At 62.4% G+C, this 18,363-nt stretch carries 18 protein-coding genes; 12 read left to right on the forward strand and 6 right to left on the reverse strand.

Annotation, left to right across the window (positions count from 1 at the left end):
* Positions 1-56: 56 nt before the first annotated feature.
* The 3 genes from ISG32_RS23935 (at position 57) to aldA (ending at position 3,409) form a co-directional block, all read left to right on the forward strand.
* The gene (locus tag ISG32_RS23935; RefSeq protein WP_194773528.1) at positions 57-845 is read left to right on the forward strand and encodes an SDR family NAD(P)-dependent oxidoreductase; all 789 of its coding nucleotides are present in this window, start codon (positions 57-59) and stop codon (positions 843-845) included.
* Between the two features lie 104 nt (positions 846-949).
* Complete coding sequence (locus ISG32_RS23940) at positions 950-1,936, forward strand: Bug family tripartite tricarboxylate transporter substrate binding protein (RefSeq protein WP_194773529.1); 987 nt, start codon at positions 950-952, stop codon at positions 1,934-1,936.
* 33 nt (positions 1,937-1,969) lie between these two features.
* Positions 1,970-3,409, forward strand: a complete 1,440-nt coding sequence (aldA, locus tag ISG32_RS23945; protein ID WP_194773530.1) for an aldehyde dehydrogenase — start codon at positions 1,970-1,972, stop codon at positions 3,407-3,409.
* A 93-nt stretch (positions 3,410-3,502) separates the two neighbouring features.
* Here aldA and ISG32_RS23950 read toward each other — a convergent pair whose 3' ends face one another.
* Together ISG32_RS23950 and ISG32_RS23955 are read right to left on the reverse strand one after the other, a co-directional pair.
* Positions 3,503-4,246, reverse strand: coding sequence for an IclR family transcriptional regulator (locus ISG32_RS23950; protein ID WP_228530070.1), 744 nt, complete (start codon positions 4,244-4,246; stop codon positions 3,503-3,505).
* Positions 4,247-4,418: 172 nt separating this feature from the next.
* Positions 4,419-5,165: an IclR family transcriptional regulator gene (locus ISG32_RS23955; protein ID WP_194773532.1), complete on the reverse strand. Its 747-nt coding sequence runs from the start codon at positions 5,163-5,165 to the stop codon at positions 4,419-4,421.
* A gap of 248 nt (positions 5,166-5,413) precedes the next feature.
* Here ISG32_RS23955 and ISG32_RS23960 point away from each other — a divergent pair, with 248 nt between their 5' ends.
* The 9 genes from ISG32_RS23960 (at position 5,414) to ISG32_RS24000 (ending at position 14,855) form a co-directional block, all read left to right on the forward strand.
* Positions 5,414-6,163: an SDR family NAD(P)-dependent oxidoreductase gene (locus ISG32_RS23960; RefSeq protein WP_194773533.1), complete on the forward strand. Its 750-nt coding sequence runs from the start codon at positions 5,414-5,416 to the stop codon at positions 6,161-6,163.
* 41 nt (positions 6,164-6,204) lie between these two features.
* Complete coding sequence (locus tag ISG32_RS23965) at positions 6,205-7,350, forward strand: acyl-CoA dehydrogenase family protein (protein ID WP_194773534.1); 1,146 nt, start codon at positions 6,205-6,207, stop codon at positions 7,348-7,350.
* A gap of 8 nt (positions 7,351-7,358) precedes the next feature.
* Entirely contained in the window at positions 7,359-7,871 is a 513-nt protein-coding gene (locus ISG32_RS23970; protein WP_194773535.1) for a MaoC family dehydratase, read from the forward strand.
* A complete protein-coding gene (locus ISG32_RS23975; RefSeq protein ID WP_194773536.1) occupies positions 7,868-10,021 on the forward strand; it encodes an acetate--CoA ligase family protein in 2,154 nt (717 codons plus the stop codon). Before ISG32_RS23970 ends, ISG32_RS23975 begins: the two co-directional genes overlap by 4 nt.
* Before the next feature lie 2 nt (positions 10,022-10,023).
* Positions 10,024-10,809: a citryl-CoA lyase gene (locus tag ISG32_RS23980; RefSeq protein WP_194773537.1), complete on the forward strand. Its 786-nt coding sequence runs from the start codon at positions 10,024-10,026 to the stop codon at positions 10,807-10,809.
* Between the two features lie 5 nt (positions 10,810-10,814).
* Positions 10,815-11,888 (forward strand): CaiB/BaiF CoA transferase family protein, encoded by a 1,074-nt coding sequence (locus ISG32_RS23985; protein ID WP_228530071.1) that lies wholly within the window; start codon positions 10,815-10,817, stop codon positions 11,886-11,888.
* Between the two features lie 2 nt (positions 11,889-11,890).
* Positions 11,891-13,081 (forward strand): iron-containing alcohol dehydrogenase, encoded by a 1,191-nt coding sequence (locus ISG32_RS23990; protein WP_194773539.1) that lies wholly within the window; start codon positions 11,891-11,893, stop codon positions 13,079-13,081.
* A 69-nt stretch (positions 13,082-13,150) separates the two neighbouring features.
* A complete protein-coding gene (locus ISG32_RS23995; RefSeq protein ID WP_194773540.1) occupies positions 13,151-14,119 on the forward strand; it encodes a Bug family tripartite tricarboxylate transporter substrate binding protein in 969 nt (322 codons plus the stop codon).
* A gap of 94 nt (positions 14,120-14,213) precedes the next feature.
* Positions 14,214-14,855, forward strand: coding sequence for a flavin reductase family protein (locus tag ISG32_RS24000; RefSeq protein WP_194773541.1), 642 nt, complete (start codon positions 14,214-14,216; stop codon positions 14,853-14,855).
* Positions 14,856-15,042: 187 nt separating this feature from the next.
* Here ISG32_RS24000 and ISG32_RS24005 read toward each other — a convergent pair whose 3' ends face one another.
* The 4 genes from ISG32_RS24005 to ISG32_RS24020 all read right to left on the reverse strand — a co-directional run bounded on the left by ISG32_RS24005 (position 15,043) and on the right by ISG32_RS24020 (position 18,344).
* A complete protein-coding gene (locus ISG32_RS24005; protein WP_194773542.1) occupies positions 15,043-15,501 on the reverse strand; it encodes a bacteriohemerythrin in 459 nt (152 codons plus the stop codon).
* Positions 15,502-15,547: 46 nt separating this feature from the next.
* On the reverse strand, positions 15,548-16,330 hold the full coding sequence (locus tag ISG32_RS24010) for a GntR family transcriptional regulator (protein ID WP_194773543.1): 783 nt from the start codon (positions 16,328-16,330) through the stop codon (positions 15,548-15,550).
* A gap of 161 nt (positions 16,331-16,491) precedes the next feature.
* Positions 16,492-17,724: an MFS transporter gene (locus ISG32_RS24015; RefSeq protein WP_267254053.1), complete on the reverse strand. Its 1,233-nt coding sequence runs from the start codon at positions 17,722-17,724 to the stop codon at positions 16,492-16,494.
* A gap of 323 nt (positions 17,725-18,047) precedes the next feature.
* Entirely contained in the window at positions 18,048-18,344 is a 297-nt protein-coding gene (locus tag ISG32_RS24020; protein ID WP_194773544.1) for a DUF202 domain-containing protein, read from the reverse strand.
* Positions 18,345-18,363 lie beyond the last annotated feature (19 nt).

Raw genomic sequence — 18,363 nt, forward strand, 5'->3', positions numbered from 1 at the left:
AGCAACCAACACAAACGAACGGCGCTGAAATCCAGCCGCCATTGGAAAGTGAAGACATGATCGATTTGAAGGGAAAGGTCGCGCTGGTCACCGGTGCAGCCACCGGCATTGGCGAAGCCAGCGCGAGACTGCTTGCGCAATGCGGCGCGCAGGTGATAGTTGCCGCGCGCAACGCGGACAAGGGCACGGCGCTCGCCACCAGCATCGGTGGTCGCTTCGTGGCGCTGGACGTCTCGCAGGAAGACCAATGGCGGCAGGTGATGCGTGACATTGAAGCGCGCGAGGGCAGGCTGGACGTGCTCGTGAATTCCGCGGGCACGGCAGGCAACGTTGCGGGCGGAACGCTGGAGGGCACCACGCTGGCCGACTGGCACCACGTGCTTTCGGTGAACCTCGATGGCACCTTTCTGGGATGCCGCGAAGTCATGCCCCTCATGAAGCGACAGGGTGGAGGTTCCATCGTGAACATCTCCTCGGTCGGCTCGTTCTACCCCACGACGCAGAGCGTGGCGTATGGAGCGAGCAAGGGCGCGGTCACGCAACTGACCAAGACGGTGGCTCTCACGGGCAGTCAGAACGGCGCGCGCGTGCGTTGCAACTCGGTGCATCCGGGCCGCATTGAAACGCCGATGCTGCAGAACATCGGCGAGCAGCGCAAGCTGCGCACGGACGTGGCCGAGAGCGGCATCAGCGACATCCAGAACTCGATCCGGCGCATGCCGCTGGGCGGATCGGGCACGCCCGAAGAGGTGGCGAACCTGGTGGCGTTTCTTGCGAGCGATGCGGCCAGCTACATCACCGGAAGCGAGTTCACCGTCGATGGCGGATGGCGATTGCTGCGCTGAAATCGCGAACACGCGCTGTGACAGATGGTCTGGACAGGTTGGCAATTTGATTGAAACGGATCAGTGTGCTGATCCATGTTGGAACACAAGGAGACTTGATGATGATGACGAAGAAGGCAAATGTGGTTCTGGGTCTCGCAGCATTGGCTGGGGGCCTCGGCTTTGGCGCAGCGGCATGGGCACAGCAGGGCGGCTATCCCAACCGTCCCGTGACGCTGGTCGTGCCGTTTCCTGCCGGAGGAACGACGGACGCGACGGCCAGGGCCTTGGCGCAGAAGCTCGGCGAGCAGCTCAAGCAGCCGGTCGTCGTGGACAACAAGTCGGGTGCGGGCGCGTCCATTGGCGCGGGGTTCGTCGCCAAGTCCAAGCCCGATGGATACACGCTGCTGGTGGGCTCGCTCGCCAACATGGTCGTCAACTCCTACGTGTACAAGAGTCTGCCCTACAACCCGCAAAAGGATCTGTTGGCGGTGCATGGCGTCATGTCCATGCCCGTCGTGATCGCGGCACGCGGCAACCTGCCGCAGAAGACGCTCAAGGACGCCATTGAGTTTTCGAAGTCCAAACCCGATGGTCTGACCTACGGATCGGCCGGCAACGGCAGCGTCTCGCATCTGACGGCGGAGCAGATGAAAACGCAGACGCATGCGAAGTTCGAGCATGTTCCCTACAAGGGCAGCGCACCGGCCATCACCGACCTGCTGGCGGGCAACATCGATCTGGCCTTCGACTACGCGGCCACGACCGCGCCCTATTTCGAGACGGGCAAGCTGATTCCTTTGGCGGTGACGTCGACCAAGCGTCTAGCCATCCTGCCGCAGGTTCCGACATTGTCCGAACTGGGCTACCCGCAGGCCTCCGTCACGTCGTGGATCGGCGTCTTCGTTCCGGCGGGCACACCCGTGGATATCGTCAGCAAGCTGGACGCCGCCATCAAGGAAGCAGCGCGCAACCCGGCCGTTCAGGATGTGGTGAAGAAGCAGGGCGGTGAGGCTTTCGACCTCAACGGAACGGAGCTCAAGAACTTCGTCGACGCCGAACACAAGCGCTGGAAACCGGTGATCGAGAACCTCGGCCTCACACCGAACTGAGCCCGCATATCGAATCATTCATTGCACATTCTCATGACACAACAGCATCTCAACTTCATCGATGGCCAGTTCCAGCCGAATGCGGGCGGCGCACGCATCGAAGTGATCAACCCGTCGACGCAGCAGTTCATCGACACGGTTCCCGATTCCAACGCGGAGGACGTGAACGCCGCCGTGGCCGCCGCGCGTCGTGCGCAGCCGGCATGGGAGAAGCGTCCGGCCATCGAACGAGCCGGCTACCTGCGTCAGATCTCCGCCAAGCTGCGCGAGCACACTGAGCGTCTGGCCACGCTGATCGCCACGGAGCAGGGTAAGCTCATGGACCTCGCGCGCGTGGAGGTGAACTTCACGGCCGACTACATCGACTACATGGCCGAGTGGGCACGCCGCATCGAAGGCGAAGTGCTCAACAGCGATCGCGCAGGCGAAACCATCTTCATGATGCGCAAGCCCCTGGGCGTGGTGGCGGGCGTGCTGCCGTGGAACTTTCCGTTCTTCCTCATCGCGCGCAAGATGGCCCCGGCACTGCTGACCGGCAACACCATCGTCATCAAGCCCAGCGAAGAAACGCCGCTCAACGCGTTCGCGTTCGCGCAGCTTGTGGCGGAGACGGACCTGCCGCCCGGCGTGTTCAACCTCATCGGCGGTGCGCGCGAGACGGGTGCTCTGCTGGTGGGCCACAAGGACATCGACATGGTGTCGTTCACCGGCAGCGTTGCCGCGGGCGTGCAGATCATGACGGCAGCGGCCGCCAACCTTACCAAGGTGAATCTGGAGCTCGGAGGCAAGGCGCCCGCCATCGTGCTCGCGGATGCCGATCTCGATCTGGCGGCGAATGCCATCTACCAGTCGCGCATCATCAACACGGGCCAGGTCTGCAACTGCGCGGAGCGTGTCTACGTGCACAAGGACGTGGCGGCGCAGTTCACCGCCAAGATGGTGGCGTTGATGCAATCCACCGTGTCCGGCAATCCGGTGACCGAGCCGCATGTGACCATGGGGCCGTTGATCAACAAGGCGCAGCTCGCCAAGGTCGCAAGGGCCGTGGAGCTGGCGCAGTCGCAAGGTGCGAAGCTGGTGACCGGCGGCAAGACGGTGGCCGGCGCAAGCGGCAACCATTTCGAGCCCACCGTGCTGACGCAATGCGATCACAGCATGGACATCATGCGTGAAGAGACCTTCGGCCCGGTGCTGCCGATCATGGAGATCGACAGCCTGGATCAGGCGCTCGGGCTCGCCAACGACAGCGACTACGGCCTGACGTCATCCATCTACACCCGCGACATCAACGCGGCCATGCGTGCCGCGCGTGAGCTGCAGTTCGGCGAAACTTACATCAACCGCGAGAACTTCGAAGCCATGCAGGGCTTTCACGCGGGGCGCAAGAAGTCGGGCATCGGCGGTGCCGATGGAAAGCACGGCTTGCTGGAGTACACCACCACGCACGTCGTCTATCTGCAGACATCGGCATGATTGCAGTGACCAGCGGGACCGCGATGGCCCGCTCGTCACGGAAATGAAAAAGCCACGGCATGCCGTGGCTTTTGCGCGTTTAGCGGGCGCGCTTCAGAGGGTCCCGTCGAACAGCGTGTTCGCCACCTCGCGCAATGACTGCAGATAGACATCGCGCGACGAGTGCAGGCGCGGGCTGGCTCCGGCGATGGAGAGGCCCATCAGTTCGCCGTTCACGTGGCCCGCGATCGCCATGTTCGCGAGACCTTCGCTGCCTTCGTTTTCAAGATACACCCAGCCGAGTTCGCGAAAGCCCGCGACCTGCGCCACCAGTTCATCCGTGCTGGTGAGCGTTCCCGAGGCCAGTCGCGGCCACGGTTCGTGCGCGAACATCTCCCGTACCTTGTCGTCGGAGTAGGTGCTCGCGATCGCCTTGCCGATGGCCGAGACGTAGATCTGGATCTGGTCGCCCTTGGACGAGGTGTAGCGAAGCCGGTCCTTGCCGGGAGCGAAGGCCTGGATTACCATCATGTTGCCTTCGATGCGACCGCACATGGCGCTCTCGCCGGTCTTCTCACGCAGCGTTTCGCAGGCCTCGTCCAGCCGTGCGCCGATCATGAAGTCCTGCAGTATCTCCTGCGCGACGAGGCGCAGTTTGGTGGTCGGATAGATGCGCCGCGTGCGGTTGGATCGCGTGAGATAACCGGCATCGACGAGCGTGCTCACCAGCTCGGAGCAACTGCTGTCCGCCAGATTCAATTGCTTGGCCAGCTCGTTGTTGCTCAACTCTCTTTGCTGCTTCGCGAAAACCTCAAACAACGCCATCGTTCGCGCTGCGGCCGGTACTTGAGCTGCCATTTCCAAGAACTATAAGTGGGTGCAGAAGGGTTCTGCGAAGTGGGATGGTGCAGTCAAAATTATAGCGGAGGGCGTTGAAGTTCCATGGCGCAAGGCGCCTCGATTCCACGCCTGCAGCGAGGAAGCGGACGCCATGTTTTCACCGTCGTCGCACTGCGGGTGATGCGAGTCTTCAAGTCGGCTTGTCGGCCAGCGACACGCCGGCCACCAGCCGCATCTCCGCCAGATACGCGTCCTGATTCTTGCGCATGCGCTCCAGCGGTCCGGCGATCGACAGCGCGACTTTGGCATTGCCGATCTGAAGTGGAATGCCGAAGGCCAGCACGCCCTCGTTGCCTTCCTCCTGCACGCTGTACCAGCCGCGCTCACGCTGGCCCTTGACGTTGTCTTCCAGTTCCACGGGGTCGACGATGGTCTCGCTGGTCACCTTGCGCATGGGCTTGAGGCGCAGCTGCCGGCGCATTTCCTCGTCGTCGAGACTGCCGAGCACGGCCTTGCCCAACGCCGAGGCATGCAAGGCGATACGTTCACCGGGGCGCAGCACGTAGCGCAGATGGTGCCGTCCTTCGGCGGTCGCCAGCACCTTGGCGGCGCCGTCGTCCAGCATGGCGCAGAACGCCGACTCGCCGGTCTTGTCGCTGAGCAGCTCGACCATCTCGAGACTGGCCATGTACAGCGGGTCATTGCGTGAGATGTCCAGCGCGATCGAGTAGAGCTTGCTGGTCGGATAAAAGCGCCGCGTCTTGGCGGTTCGCATCACGTAGCCGGCCTTCAGCATGGTGTGCAGCAGGTCCGAGCAGCTGCTGTCCGCCAGATCCAGAAATCGGGCCACGTCGGACACGGACAACTCGCGCTTTTCACGCGCGAAGACCTCGAGAACGGCCAGGGTCCGGGCACATGCGGGTACGTCTGCGGGCACACCGATTCCTTCATGAATTTGATAACGACAGGTCGTATTGTATTTCGAAATGGTGTCTTGTATGCCTTGCGTGTGTTCACAACGCAAGCGCGTCGGTGCCGCTGAAGGCGAGGAATTTATGTGTTCTAAGGGATTTCCATGAACCATGACGGTATTCGACGAATCTCGATTGACAACGAAAAATGCAAAACATACATTACGACCAATCGTTAGATAAAACGAAATATCGTTGAATATAAAGGAGCAACATGGAACTCAATCTCAAGGGGCGCGTGGCGCTGGTGACCGGATCCGGCAGCGGCATCGGTCGGGATACGGTGTTCAAGCTGGCGGAAGAAGGGTGCAGGATCGTCGTCTCGGACATCAACGCCGGCAGCGCCGAGGAAACGGCCGAAGCACTGCGCAAGGCGGGGCATGAAGCGATTGCCGTGGCCTGCGATGTGACGCGAGAGGACGAGGTCGAGCATCTCGTGGCGCAGGCCCGTTCCTTGGGAGGCGTGGACATCCTCGTGAACAACGCGGGCATCGTGAAGGACGGCTACCTCACGAAGATGACCGAGCAGGCCTGGGACAGCGTGGTGGACATCATCCTCAAAGGCGCCTTTCTGTGCTCGCGCGCCGTGCTGCCGGAGATGATGGAAAAGAAGTGGGGTCGGGTGATCAACATCTCTTCGCGCTCGCTCTTTGGCAACCCCGGACAGACCAACTACTCCGCCGGCAAGGCGGGGCTGGTGGGATTCACCCGCGCTCTGGCGCAGGAGCAAGGGCGTTTCGGCGTGACCGTGAATGCGGTTGCGCCGGGTTTCATCATGACTCCCGGCATGCGCAATCTGCCGCATTTTCCCAAGCTCCAGGAGGCGGCCACCGCCAAGGTTCCGGTGGGCTTTCTGGGCGAGCCGCGCGACATCTCCAACGCGGTCGCTTTTCTCGCCTCGGACGTGGCCCGCTACATCAGCGGCACCACGCTGTTCGTCACCGGTGGCCGCTATTCCGGCTGAGCGGCATTTTCATTCCCTGTTTTCAAGCGAACCGAATCACCATGAACTTTGATCTCACCTCCGAGCAGGTCGAACTGCGCGACCAGATACGCCGTTTCATGCAGCGCGAAGTCACGCCGCTCATCGACAAGTCCGAAGCCGAACGCAAGTTCCCGTTCGAGCTGTTCCCCAAACTCGCGGAGTTCGGCTACATCGGCGGCGTGCTGCCGGAGTCCGAGGGCGGCCTTGGCATCGACTACGTGACCTGGTCGATGATGTTCGAGCAGCTGGGCTACCACTGGCTGTCGCTGCGCACCATGATGAACTGCACCAACGTGCCGCTGCTGATGCTGGCAAGCCGTGGAACACCCGAGCAGAAAGAGAAATATCTCAAACCGCTCATGGAAGGCAAGCGCTCGATCTTCACCGCGATCACCGAGCCGAACGTCGGCTCCAATCCGGCCGCCGTGCAGACGCGCGCGGACCTCAAGGGCGATCACTACGTCATCAGCGGACGCAAGCTGTGGATCAGCAACGGCCTGTGGGGCGACATCGGCATCGTGGTCGCCCGCACCTACAGCCCGGACAGCGATGGCAAGCTCTCGCTTTTCATCGTCGACGCCAAGGAGTCTCCGTTCGAGCGTCGCGCCGTCGAAACCATGGTGCTGCGCTGCACGGGCACGGCGGAGCTGGGTTTCTACGACGTGAAGGTGCCGCGCGAGAACCTGCTGGGCGAAGAGGGCGAGGCCATGCGGGTCACGCTCGCGGGACTGGATGCTGGCCGTCTGCACATCGCACATGGCGCGGTGGGCGCGGCGCAGGCGGCGCTCGATCTGGCCACCGACTATGCCAAGAACCGGGTCCAGTTCGGCAAGCCCATCGGCAGCTTCCAACTGGTGCAAAAACACATCGTCGACATGACGATGCGAGTGAACGCGGCACGGGCGCTGTCCTATCAGGCCTCGTGCGCCATGCAGCAGGGCAGAGCGACGATGGAGTGCGCCATCGCCAAGCTCTACGCGACCGAGGCCGCGCACGAAGTGGCCGACATGGCGCTGCAGGTGCATGGAGGCCAGGGCTACGCCGTGGGCTATCCCATCGAGCGCATTTTCCGCGACACCCGTGGCGGCACGATCCCCGAAGGCACGACGGAAATCCAGACGCTGATCATCGGACGCAGCCTGCTCGGCATGTCCGCCATCGCGTGAGGAATGCCATGACTCAATCGAATTCGATCGAAAAGCAGGTCGCGGCGCTGAGCACGTTGACACCGGGCGGCTACTTCTGGGAAGACCTTCCCGTCGGCTTCAAGTATCAGACCGCGTCGCGGACCATCACCGAGGCCGACGTGGTCGCCTTCGCCACGTTGACCGGCGATCTGAATCGCGCCCATGTGGATGAGGAGACCGCGCGCAAAGGGCCCTTCGGGCGGCGCATCGCACACGGGCAACTGGTGGTGTCGTACATGTCGGGACTGAACACGCGCACCGTCGTCAATCAGCTGCTCGAGCCTTCCATGCTCGCGCTGCTCGGCACGGAGTGCCGTTTTCTCAAGCCGACTTTCATCGGCGACACGATCACGGTGGACATCGAGGTCGTCGAGGCGCGCCCCTCGTCCAAGCCTGACCGCGGAATCGTGAAGTTTCGGCGCAATGCGGTGTCGCAACGTGGCGAGGTGCTCGTCGAATGCATGGTGAGCATGATGTTCAAGCGCAAGGAGATGAAATGAATCTGTCCGATCAACCGGGTCTGTTCTCGGACCTGCATCTGCTGTTCAATCCGCGCTCCATTGCTCTGGTGGGTGCCTCCAGCCGCAGCGACAGCGTGGGCGGCCGCACGCTCGACAACCTGCTCGAGGTGTCCGAGCTGAAGGGACCGCTCTATCTGATCAATCCGACGAAGTCCGAAATCCGTGGCGTTCCCTGCTACGCGACGGTCAAGGATCTCCCCGAAGCGCCGGACGTCGCCATCATCACCGTGCCGGCCAAGTCCGTCATTCAGTCGCTGGAGGAATGCGCCGAGAGGGGTGCCCGCTTCGCCATCGTGCTGACCTCCGGGTTCGGTGAGACCGGCGAAGAGGGAAAGCGTGTCGAGCAACTCATGCGCGGCATCGCCGAGCGCAGCGGCATGCGCATCTACGGTCCGAACTGCCCGGGCCTCAACAACATCAACGCCAAGCTGGGCATGTCGTTTTCTCCGGCGTTTCGACTCGACCTGACGCCGGGCCCCATCGGTCTTGCCACGCAGGGCGGCGGGCTGGGCCGCACCGTGATGCAGTCCATGGAGCGCGGCATCGGCGTGGCCGCATGGGCATCCTCGGGAAATCAGGCCGATCTGGAAGTCAGCGATTTCATTCACTACATGGCCGACGCGCCGGATGTGAAAGTGATCGTCACCGTCATCGAGGGTTTCAAGAGCGGCGAGAAATTCGTGGCCGCAGTCCAGCATGCGGCGGCCAAGGGCAAGCCCGTGGTGGCGCTCAAGGTCGGAAAGTCGGAGTACGGCATTCGCGCCGCACAGTCGCACACGGCGTCCATCACGGGATCGGCGCAGATCAACAGCGTGGTGCTCAAGCAGCTCGGCGTGATCGAGGTCGACGACATGGACGAGCTGGTCGATACGGCCTGGCTGCTCGCGCGGCAACTGCCCACGGGAAAGGAAAAGCTGGTCATCTACGGTCCATCGGGTGGCGCCGTCACGCTGGCTGCGGACAAGGTCGGCAGCGCGGGGCTGACGCTGGCCGAGTTCGAGCAAGCCACGACCGAGAAATTGAAGGCGGTCCTGCCGGACTACGCCGCCATCGGCAATCCAGTGGACGTGGGAACGGAAATCTTCACCAACTCGCGGCTTGTGGACGATACGCTCCAGGCCATCGTCGAAGACCCCGAAGTGGCGCTCGTGCTCTACACCTTCCCGCTCGACTACGGAAAGGTCATGCGCGAGAACGCGGAGAGCGCGATACGCGTTCAGGCCAACACGAACGTGCCGATTCTTCCCGCGTGGATGAGCGACCGTCTCGGCGACGGCTACCACGCGCTGGTGAAGGCGGGGCTGGTTCCGTCGCGTTCGTTGAACAACGCGGTGCGCGCCATCGGACACTGGATCGAGTGGGGCCGCTGGATCAGGAATCGCGATCCGGGATTCACTCCCATGCCGGTCGGTGAGCCATCGGCGCGGTCGCAGGCGGCTTCCACAACAACGTTGACCGAGGCAGAGGGAAAGCAGTTGCTGGCCGATGCGGGCATCAACTTCCTGCAGCGTGGGGTCGCCACAGATGTCGAAGCGGCCGTGCGGCTGGCCGACGGCATGGGCTATCCCGTGGTCGCCAAGATCGTGAGTCCGCAGATCGCGCACAAGTCCGAGGTGGGCGGTGTCGCCATCGGTCTGGGGGACGCGAAGGCGGTGCGCGCGGCCTGCGAAGCCATCCTGTCGTCCGTGAAGGCCAAGGCACCGCACGCGACCATCGACGGCCTGCTGATCGAGCGCATGGCACCCGGTGGTGGCATGGAGGTCTTCATCGGCGTGCAGCGCGACGCGGTGTTCGGTCCCATCATGAGCTTCGGCCTCGGCGGCATCTATGTGGAAGTGTTCAAGGACATCAGCCGCCGCATGCTCCCGCTCACTCCCGCCAGCTGTGCGGACATGGTGCGCGAGGTGCAGTGCTTCCCGCTGTTCGATGGAGCGCGCGGCAAGCCCAAGAGCGATCTTGCCGCATTGCAAGCGTTGCTCCTGAAGGTATCGGACTTCGTGGTGAAGCATCCGCACGTGCAGGAAATCGACCTGAATCCCGTCTGGGTGGGACCACAGGGCAGCGGCGCCATTCCGCTTGATGCGGTGGTGATCGTGGACGCATCTCTCAAGAATCCATCGGAGCAATAAGCATGGCAGTCAAAACAGAAATCGGATACACGACGCCCGACGTCATCACGGTGCGCGGCAAGAATCTTTCCACCGAAATCTTCGGGAAGTTCGACTTTGTCGACATGATCTATTGGCTGAACTTCTCGCGCATGCCCGAGCCGCGCGAGAAGGCCATGGCCAACCTGATCCTGGTCGCTGCGGCGGACCATGGTCTCACTCCCAGCGCACTGTCGGCGCGGCTGACCTTTTTGGGTGCGCCAGAGTCGGTGCAGGGCGCCATCGCTTCGGGCCTGCTGGGCGCGGGAAGCCGGTTCCTTGGAACCGTGCAGAACGTGGCCGAGATGCTCCAGAAGGGAGCGAAGGAACTCGATCCGGCCGCGGATGACGCGGCGGTCGCGGCCTGCGCACTCAAGCTGGTGCGCGCGCATCGCGAAGCCCGGACGCCGATTTTCGGCCTTGGTCACAACATCCATGTGCATGGCGATCCCCGCGTCCCCGTGCTGCGCGATCTCTCCGAGCAGCATGGCTTCTACGGCAAGCACTGGCGTCTCGCGCTGGCGATCCCGGCCGCTCTGGAGCAGGAAATCGGCAAACGCCTTCCCCTCAATGGCGCGGGGGCGCTCGGCGCGATCATCGCCGACATGGGTCTCGACGGAATCTTCGGGCGCGGCCTGATGCTGGTGGGGCGCGCGGCGGGTCTGGTGGCGCATGTGCGCGAAGAGGCGGAGCACCCGACCGGGCAGGATCTGTGGGATCTGGTGCTCGATCAGGATCCGCGCAACGTCAAAGCCAACCGGACGAAGTGAAGACCATGGCACCCTTGAATGGCATCCGCATTCTGGACTTCACCGAACTGCTTCCAGGGCCCTTCCTGTCTCAGAACCTGGTGGAACTCGGCGCGATCGTGACCAAGGTCGAACGACCGCCGCACGGCGACAACGCGCGTCTGATGGCACCGGGCGTGTTCAAGGCCGTCAATCGCGGCAAGGATTGCGTCCGGATCGATCTGAAGTCCGCCGAGGGACGTGAGCAGGTCGAGCGGATGCTTGGCGATGCGGACGTGCTGCTGGAGGCTTATCGTCCCGGTGTCATGAAGCGGCTGGGCCTTGATTACGGGACGTTGAGCGCGCGTTTCCCGCGCTTGATCTACGCCTCGCTCAGCGGCTACGGGCAAGAGGGCGTGCGGGCGTTGTGGCCCGGGCACGATCTCAACTACCAGGCCACGAGCGGTGCTCTGGCGCTCTCCGGCCTTCCCGAAGGCAGACCGGAGCATGTGTTCGGTCTGCCGGTGGCGGATCTCTGCGGCTCGATGTACGGCCTGAGCGCGGTGCTGGCGGCGCTCGTCCAGCGTGGGCAGACCGGGCGCGGTCAGCATCTCGACATTGCGCTCGCGGATTGTCTGGCGCACTGGATGAACCCGAGGCTTGGCAGCTTCGAGGCGCAGGGGCTGGACGCGCTGGCCGAACAGCGCAGCGATGTGCTCGACAAGCCCGCCTACGGCGTCTTCCGATGCAGGGACGGGCAGGACATCACCATCTGCGCGCTGGAAAACCACTTCTGGCAGCGGCTGGTCGAGGTGCTGTCGCTTGATGCCGTCGCCGGCATTGAATGGATGGACTACGAGCATCGCGCAGCGAAGGCGGCAAGCATCCGCGGGCTGATCGCCGAGCGGGTACTGCAGCGCGACAGCGCCGAACTGCACGACGCACTCGTCGCGGCGGACGTCCCGGTGATGCGGCTGGTGATGCCTTCGGATCTACTGCGCGCCAGTGCGATGGCCGGACGTTCTCTGCAGGCGCACGACGGCAGTGACTTTGTGCGCTTTCCGGTTCAGCTCGAGGGCATGGGCGCGGACAGGGCTGCCAGCGGGACTGAGGGGGCATGAGCATGACGCACTCCGCAATGACCGCCAGTGCCGGCGGCCTGTATCGCAACACCATGCTGGAACGGGTGGTGCACGGTCAGCCGTTCGAGCAGGCGGCGGTGGCGGACGCGGTCGCACGTGGCGTGAAGCGCATCCTCGTGATCGCTTCGCCGCGTGCGAAGGACTCAAGCACGCTGGCCAGTCTGAAAGCTGCGCTGGGTGAGCGCCACGCAGGCACCTTCTGCGGAGCCTTGCCGCATGCGCCGGCTCCGTGCGTGATAGAGGTCGCTGCGTTGGCGCGCCATCTGCAGGCGGACCATCTGATCGCCGTAGGCGGTGGATCGGTCATCGATACCGCCAAGGCCGCGGCGTACGCACTGAGCGCGAGCGACGCGAACGATCCCACGGTGCTGTTCGATGCCCCTGATACGGGCAGCGCGGACCCCGCATCACGCGATTGGAATGCGAGCGCATGGCTGGGGGTCACGGCGATTCCGCAGACGCTTTCTGCTGCCGAATACACATGGTTTGCGGGAGTCTCTGACACGGATCGCAAGATCAAGAAGATCGTCGCGCACCCCGCCATGGCGCCGCGTACGGTGATTCTCGATCCGAAGCTGACGCTCGAGTTCGCTGTGCCCACGTTTCTTGCAAGCGGCATCAAGGCGGTGGACCACGCCGTCGAGAGATTGACCGCGCTGCACAGCCATCCCATGTCGGACGCGCTGAGCATTCATGCCCTCGGGATGCTGCTCGCGGCATTGCCCGCCGTGCATTTCGCGCCCGATGATCTGGCGGCGAGGCTGCAATGCCAATTGGCGTCATGGCTGTCGATCGCCGGGGGCTCGGCAGGCGTGCGCACCGGCGCAAGCCATGCGCTCGGACATGTGCTTGGCGCACATGCGGGTGTGGATCACGGGCTGACGTCATGCGCACTGCTGCCGTCGGTGCTGCATTGGAATCTGGCGCACAACCGGCCTCAGCAGGCACGCGTGCTGTCCCAATTGGGAATGGTGGGTGACGAGCTCGCACCGCTCATCAGCGAGTGCATCTCGCGGCTCGGATTGCCGACGCGGCTGCGCGACATCGGCGTATCGGACGGCCAGCTGGCAGAGATCGCCGAAAAAAGCCTGCACGACCCCGGCATGCGGCACAACCCCCGTCCGGTCCGCAGCGCCGCCGATGCGTTGGAGATCCTGGAGATGGCTTGGTAGCGTGGTTCAAAGGTCATCGCAAAGAAGTTGTTGGTCACAAGGTTGAATTCACTAAAAGGAGACGTTGAAATGAAGAAGCTTGTTTACTCGGTGATGTGGATGGTGGGCTGCGGTCTGAGTCAGGCCGCCGGGGCCCAGAGCTACCCCGATCGACCCATCACGCTCGTCATCCCGTACACGGCTGCGGGCATCACGGACGCGTCAGGGCGACTGGTGGCCAAGAAGCTGTCGGAGCGGCTGGGTCAGCCCATCGTCATCGACAACCGGCCCGGCGCGGGCGGTGCGGTCGGTGCCGAGTACGCGGCGCGCGCCAAGCCGGACGGCTATACCCTGTTCATGGGCACGCGCGGTACCCAGGTGACCAATGCGATGACGCAGAAGGACGTGAAGATTCCACCGGCCAGCGATTTCGCGTCGATCTACGGTTTCATCGACGCCGCAACCGTCATCGTGGTGAGGGCGGATGCGCCCTACAAGACGCTGCCCGAGCTCGTCGCGTACGCCAAAGCCCATCCCGGCAAGCTGAGCTACGCCACGGCGGGCAACGGATCGGCGGCCAACCTCACGGGTGAACTCTTTCAGGACGTGGCCGGAATCCAGATGACCCACATCCCCTATCGCGGCAGCGCTCCGGCCGTGCAGGACCTGCTGGGCGGAGCCGTGCCCGTGGCATTCGACTATCCCGCGACGACCGCAAGTTTCATCAAGTCGGGCAGGCTCAAGGCGCTGGCCGTGGTCTACGGCGAGCGCATCAAGTCGCTGCCCGACGTGCCGACAACGGCGGAGGCGGGCGTGAAGGGCGCGGAATCCTCAAGCTGGATGGGTTTCTTTGCGCCGCTCAAGACGCCGAAGCCGATCATTGAACGTCTCAGCAAGGAGATGGGCGTGGTCATGCAGGACCCGGAGATCCAGCAAAAGATCTCCGACATGGGTGCCATCCCGCTTCAGGCCGACAGCAAGGGGCTGGACAAGATGATCGACGATGACCAGCGTCGTTGGTCGGAAGTGCTCAAGCGCGTCACGATAAACTCAAATTGACGTGATCAGGCGGATGGGGTCCTGAGGCCATGCCAAGCCAGACCCTGCCCGCCGCGGCGCAACCGGCCACAGGCAGAAAGGGCATCAAGGCATCATGCTGTTCGACATGGAGACACTGGACCTGGCACGCAGCTACAAGCTGCTTTCTTCCACCATCGTGCCGAGGCCCATCGCCTGGGTGGTGAGTCAGGATGCAGGCGGCATCGTGAACGCCGCGCCGTATTCGCTGTTCAATTTCTTCGGAGGCCATCCACCGATCATCTGCATCGGCATGGGGCAACCCAAGGGCCGGGACAAGGACAGCCTCGCCAACATCCGCGCCACGGGAGAGTTCGCGATCAACATGGTGACGGACTCGCTCGCGCATGCCATGAACACGACGGCCGTCCCTTTTCCCGCAGGCGTGAACGAGCTGGAAAAAGCGGGCCTCGAGACACTTCCATGCGCCAGGATCAACGGCCGCAGAATCGCGAACAGCCCGCTCGCTTTGGAGTGCAGGCTTCAACAGATCATCGACGTGCAGCCGTCATCGGTGATCGTGGTCGCCGCAGTCCACGCCGTGCATATCGATGATGAATGCGTCAAAGACGCGGCGCGCTGTCATATCGACAGCTCACGCTTTTCCACCATAGGGCGCATGGAAAGCCCGGGCTGGTACACGCGCACGACGGATCGATTCGTGATGCCGCAGATGAGTGTGGAGCAATGGGAAGAGGGGCTGGGGAAGCACGACTGAACGAACAGGTGGCCGTGGCCAAGCAGCCATGGATGGTCGCCGTACCCGTTGCACGTGGAAGCCCGGCCATGCCCGCCGTCCTCCAGTGCAGGACTCCATTCCAATCGGCTCTGCTTGGGTGTTCCAGAACTCCGTCATAGATCGTCCCTCCACCACGCCGCGCATGCGGCGTAGGGATACGACGAGATCATGCGGGCAACGTCATGTCCGTGTGCGCACGACCAAGGATGGAGCGCTTGATGACGACGGGCTTGCCTCCCAGCCGCTGCTTGTTGACCCAGTGCACCAACGCGGAATCGAGATGCTGGGAGTGCTTGGGAAACCACTTCACCAGTTCGTCAATGAGTCTGCGGCACAGGGCCACATCGCCCGTCGCGAGTTTTGCGGCGACTTCGTGGGCGGACTTCAGGACCGCTGCGTGCTCGTCCATGTGGCACTGGCGCGGCGGAAAGCCGCTTTCTTCCATCATGCGGTCCTCCGATGCGAAATGACGAGTCAGGTGATCGAGCAAGCGCGCGTACTTCTGCGCGAGCTCCGAATCGTCCGCCGACTGGGCTTCGCTCGTCACTTCGACGAACTCGTTGTGCATCGCGTCCACTGAGGGATGGCCCAGCAGCAGATCGTCGTTCCAATGCAGGGTGTTCATGTGGTCTGTCGTCTCCTGATGAATAGTTCTTCTGAGCGTGCGGTTCTCAGAACGCCCCGCTCATCTCGAGAAACTGAAGGGGCCGGTGCGTCGCTCCGACAAAGAATTCCTGGAAGTAGGCGCAGCGATCGCGTCCGGCCTTGGCGACCGCCTGCAGATACATGCCTGAATAAGGAAAGCTCATTCCGGTACGTTCGCAGGCTTCCTCGTCGAAATCGCGGATCTCCACGGTGTGTGTGATGTCGGTGATGGGCAGCTTGAACTGCTCAACGATGACCTGTTTGAAATTCAGACCGTTGAGCTTGTCGATCTCCAGTTCCCACAATGGCCGAAGAGTCGCCTTGTCGGCATAGAAGCGGCTGAACACCTTGAGTTCGTTGCCATTGACGAGGATGATCCGGTCGAGCCGCATCACATCGGCGTCGGCACCGAGATGGCGTGTCCAGGGGCCGCGGCCCTTGGCCGTCACCCGGCTGATCGCCTGGGAGAAGATGGGCAGCACGGTCTCGCCGTCATCTTCCATGAAGCGGCAGTGCCATGGGTTGTGGATTTCGCGCGGCGCATCGGTCACGAAACTGCCCAGCCCATGCTGTCTCGACACCAAGCCCTGTTCCGCCAGTTCGCGCATGGCGCGTTGCACGGTACCGAGGCTGTAGGGCGTGAGTTCGGTGAATTCCTCTTCCGCCGGGAGCTTGTCGCCCGCTTGCCAGATGCCGGAGCGGATGCCGTCGGTCAACGCTTCAACGAGCCGCTGGTATTTGGGCCGCTTGTTGGGGTCTTTTTGGCCAAGCGCTGCAAACAACTCGGTCAGCTTGTTATTTTCAACCACATTCACCCCCTTGAATCACGTACTGTTGAAGACATCACCATTCATCGCTCGCAGCACTCCCGTCTGGATTGAATAGACACAAGGGACACCCGTTCGGCAAGGACGGGCGTGAAGCGTTTGATTCACGTCGCCCTTGCAGTGCCTGTCAATGGATTGGGCCGTCAGTGCGCCACGGCCAATGTGCCCTGTGAGGAAAGCTGTTCGAATCGCTTCTTGCTGCTGTCCGGCCGGATGGCGAAATAGCCGATGCCGCCCACCACGATCGCCAGAATCGCCGAAACGATGAACGCATGATCATAACCCTGCGATGGGCTCAGAGCGTTCTGGATCAGGCGCCCCGTGAGTGCGGGTGCCAGCAGCCCGCCAGTGGTGGCGAGCGCGCTGTTGATCGACATGGCGGACGAGCGCTGCGTCACGGGAACGATCTCGGCCACGATGGTGGAGCTCAGCACGAAAGTGAGCTGGGGCAGATTGAATCCCAGCGCGAGCAGAATCACCTTGGTCATGGGATCGTTCACCAGAAAGATGGCGGCGAGAATGCTCAGGCCTCCGGCCAGCACGAAGGTGCAGCTGACCCAGCCGCGAGCGATCAGCGATGACACCTTGCGCTGCAGCAGCTTCTGCGAGAGCCACGAACCGATGAACACCAGCGGTATGTTGATTCCGGTGAACAGCATGAACATCCAGCCCGCTTCCTTGCTGCCGTAGCCCATCACCTTGGAGAGATAGGATGGAATCCATGTGAACATGATCGCGAAGATCCAGTAGCTCACCCAGTACAGCATCATGTTGGACAGGTAGGTCTTGTCGAAGATGATCTTCCGGTAGGCGATCTTTGCGAGCGATTGGCTCGTGGACTGGACAGCGTTCTTGGCGACGTAAGGTCCTTCGCCGCCAAACACGAACCACAGGATCATCCATACGACGCTTGCGATGCCCAGAGTGGCGAATGCCGCATGCCAGCTGTGGTTGAGCATGATGTAGGTGAGGATCGGTCCGGAAATCAACAGACCCACCGTCACGCCCTGAAAGATGATCGAGGAGGGCAAATTGCGCTTCTCGTCCTTGAACCAGGAATAGCAGGCATGCAGCGCCAGCGGATAGGCGGGGCCCTCGCCGATTCCCAGCAGGATCCGCGAGAAATACAGCAGCGGCACCGTCGCCACGAAGGCCAGCGGAATCTGGGATATGCCCCAGATCATCGCCAGAACGATGAGCACCCACTTGGTCGATGTCTTGTTGGCGATGAAGCCGAAGATGATCGCGGAGATCGAGAAGAACAGAAAGAAGCTCGAGGCGATCATCCCGAACTCCGACGGATGTATGTTCAGCTCCTGCATCAACGGAACCGCGACGATTCCCAGAATGGCCTTGTCCATGAAATTGATCACCATGAACAAGGCCAACAACAGGGTGACTATCCACCCGCGTGTCACCAACGACCTTTCACTCATTGCCATTGAAGTCTCCTGATTTTTTAAAGTGGGGATTTAAGAATTTGAATGGGGTATGCGTATCGGCGCCGAATCCATGCCTGTACTGCAAGGCAAGCTGAACGAGTCCATGGGCGCAGGGAATATCGGCAGCGTGAATCTATGAATCTATGAATCAATGGAAGTGGGTTTATCTATCCTTTAAAACTATATAGGACTAGAGTGTTTCGCGTGCTCATGGAATACCCTTGATTCGAATCAATTGATTGGGGGCGATTCCGACGTCACAGCAGCACGTTGACTGCAATCTGCGCCGTGCTGGCACAGAGGATCAGGTTTTTCCACTGGAAATGGCGGCCGAAGTTCACCACCCGGTGCTGGGCCAGCAATCCCGGGCGCAGGGTGAACAGACTGGCCGCACCCAGCGCGATGGTGCTGACGAGCAGCGGGAGTTGCAGAACTCCGCCGTGCGTTGCGACGAACCGCAGACTGGCCGTCATCAGCACGAGCGTCACCAGCGCCGTGCGACGCTGCGCGAGGTCCGTGCGCTCGAACTGCAATCCCTTGTCCGGCTGTGTCATGGGCGTCACTCGATGCGCA

Source organism: Diaphorobacter caeni (assembly GCF_015354245.1).
Classification (GTDB): Bacteria; Pseudomonadota; Gammaproteobacteria; order Burkholderiales; family Burkholderiaceae_C; genus Diaphorobacter_A; species Diaphorobacter_A caeni.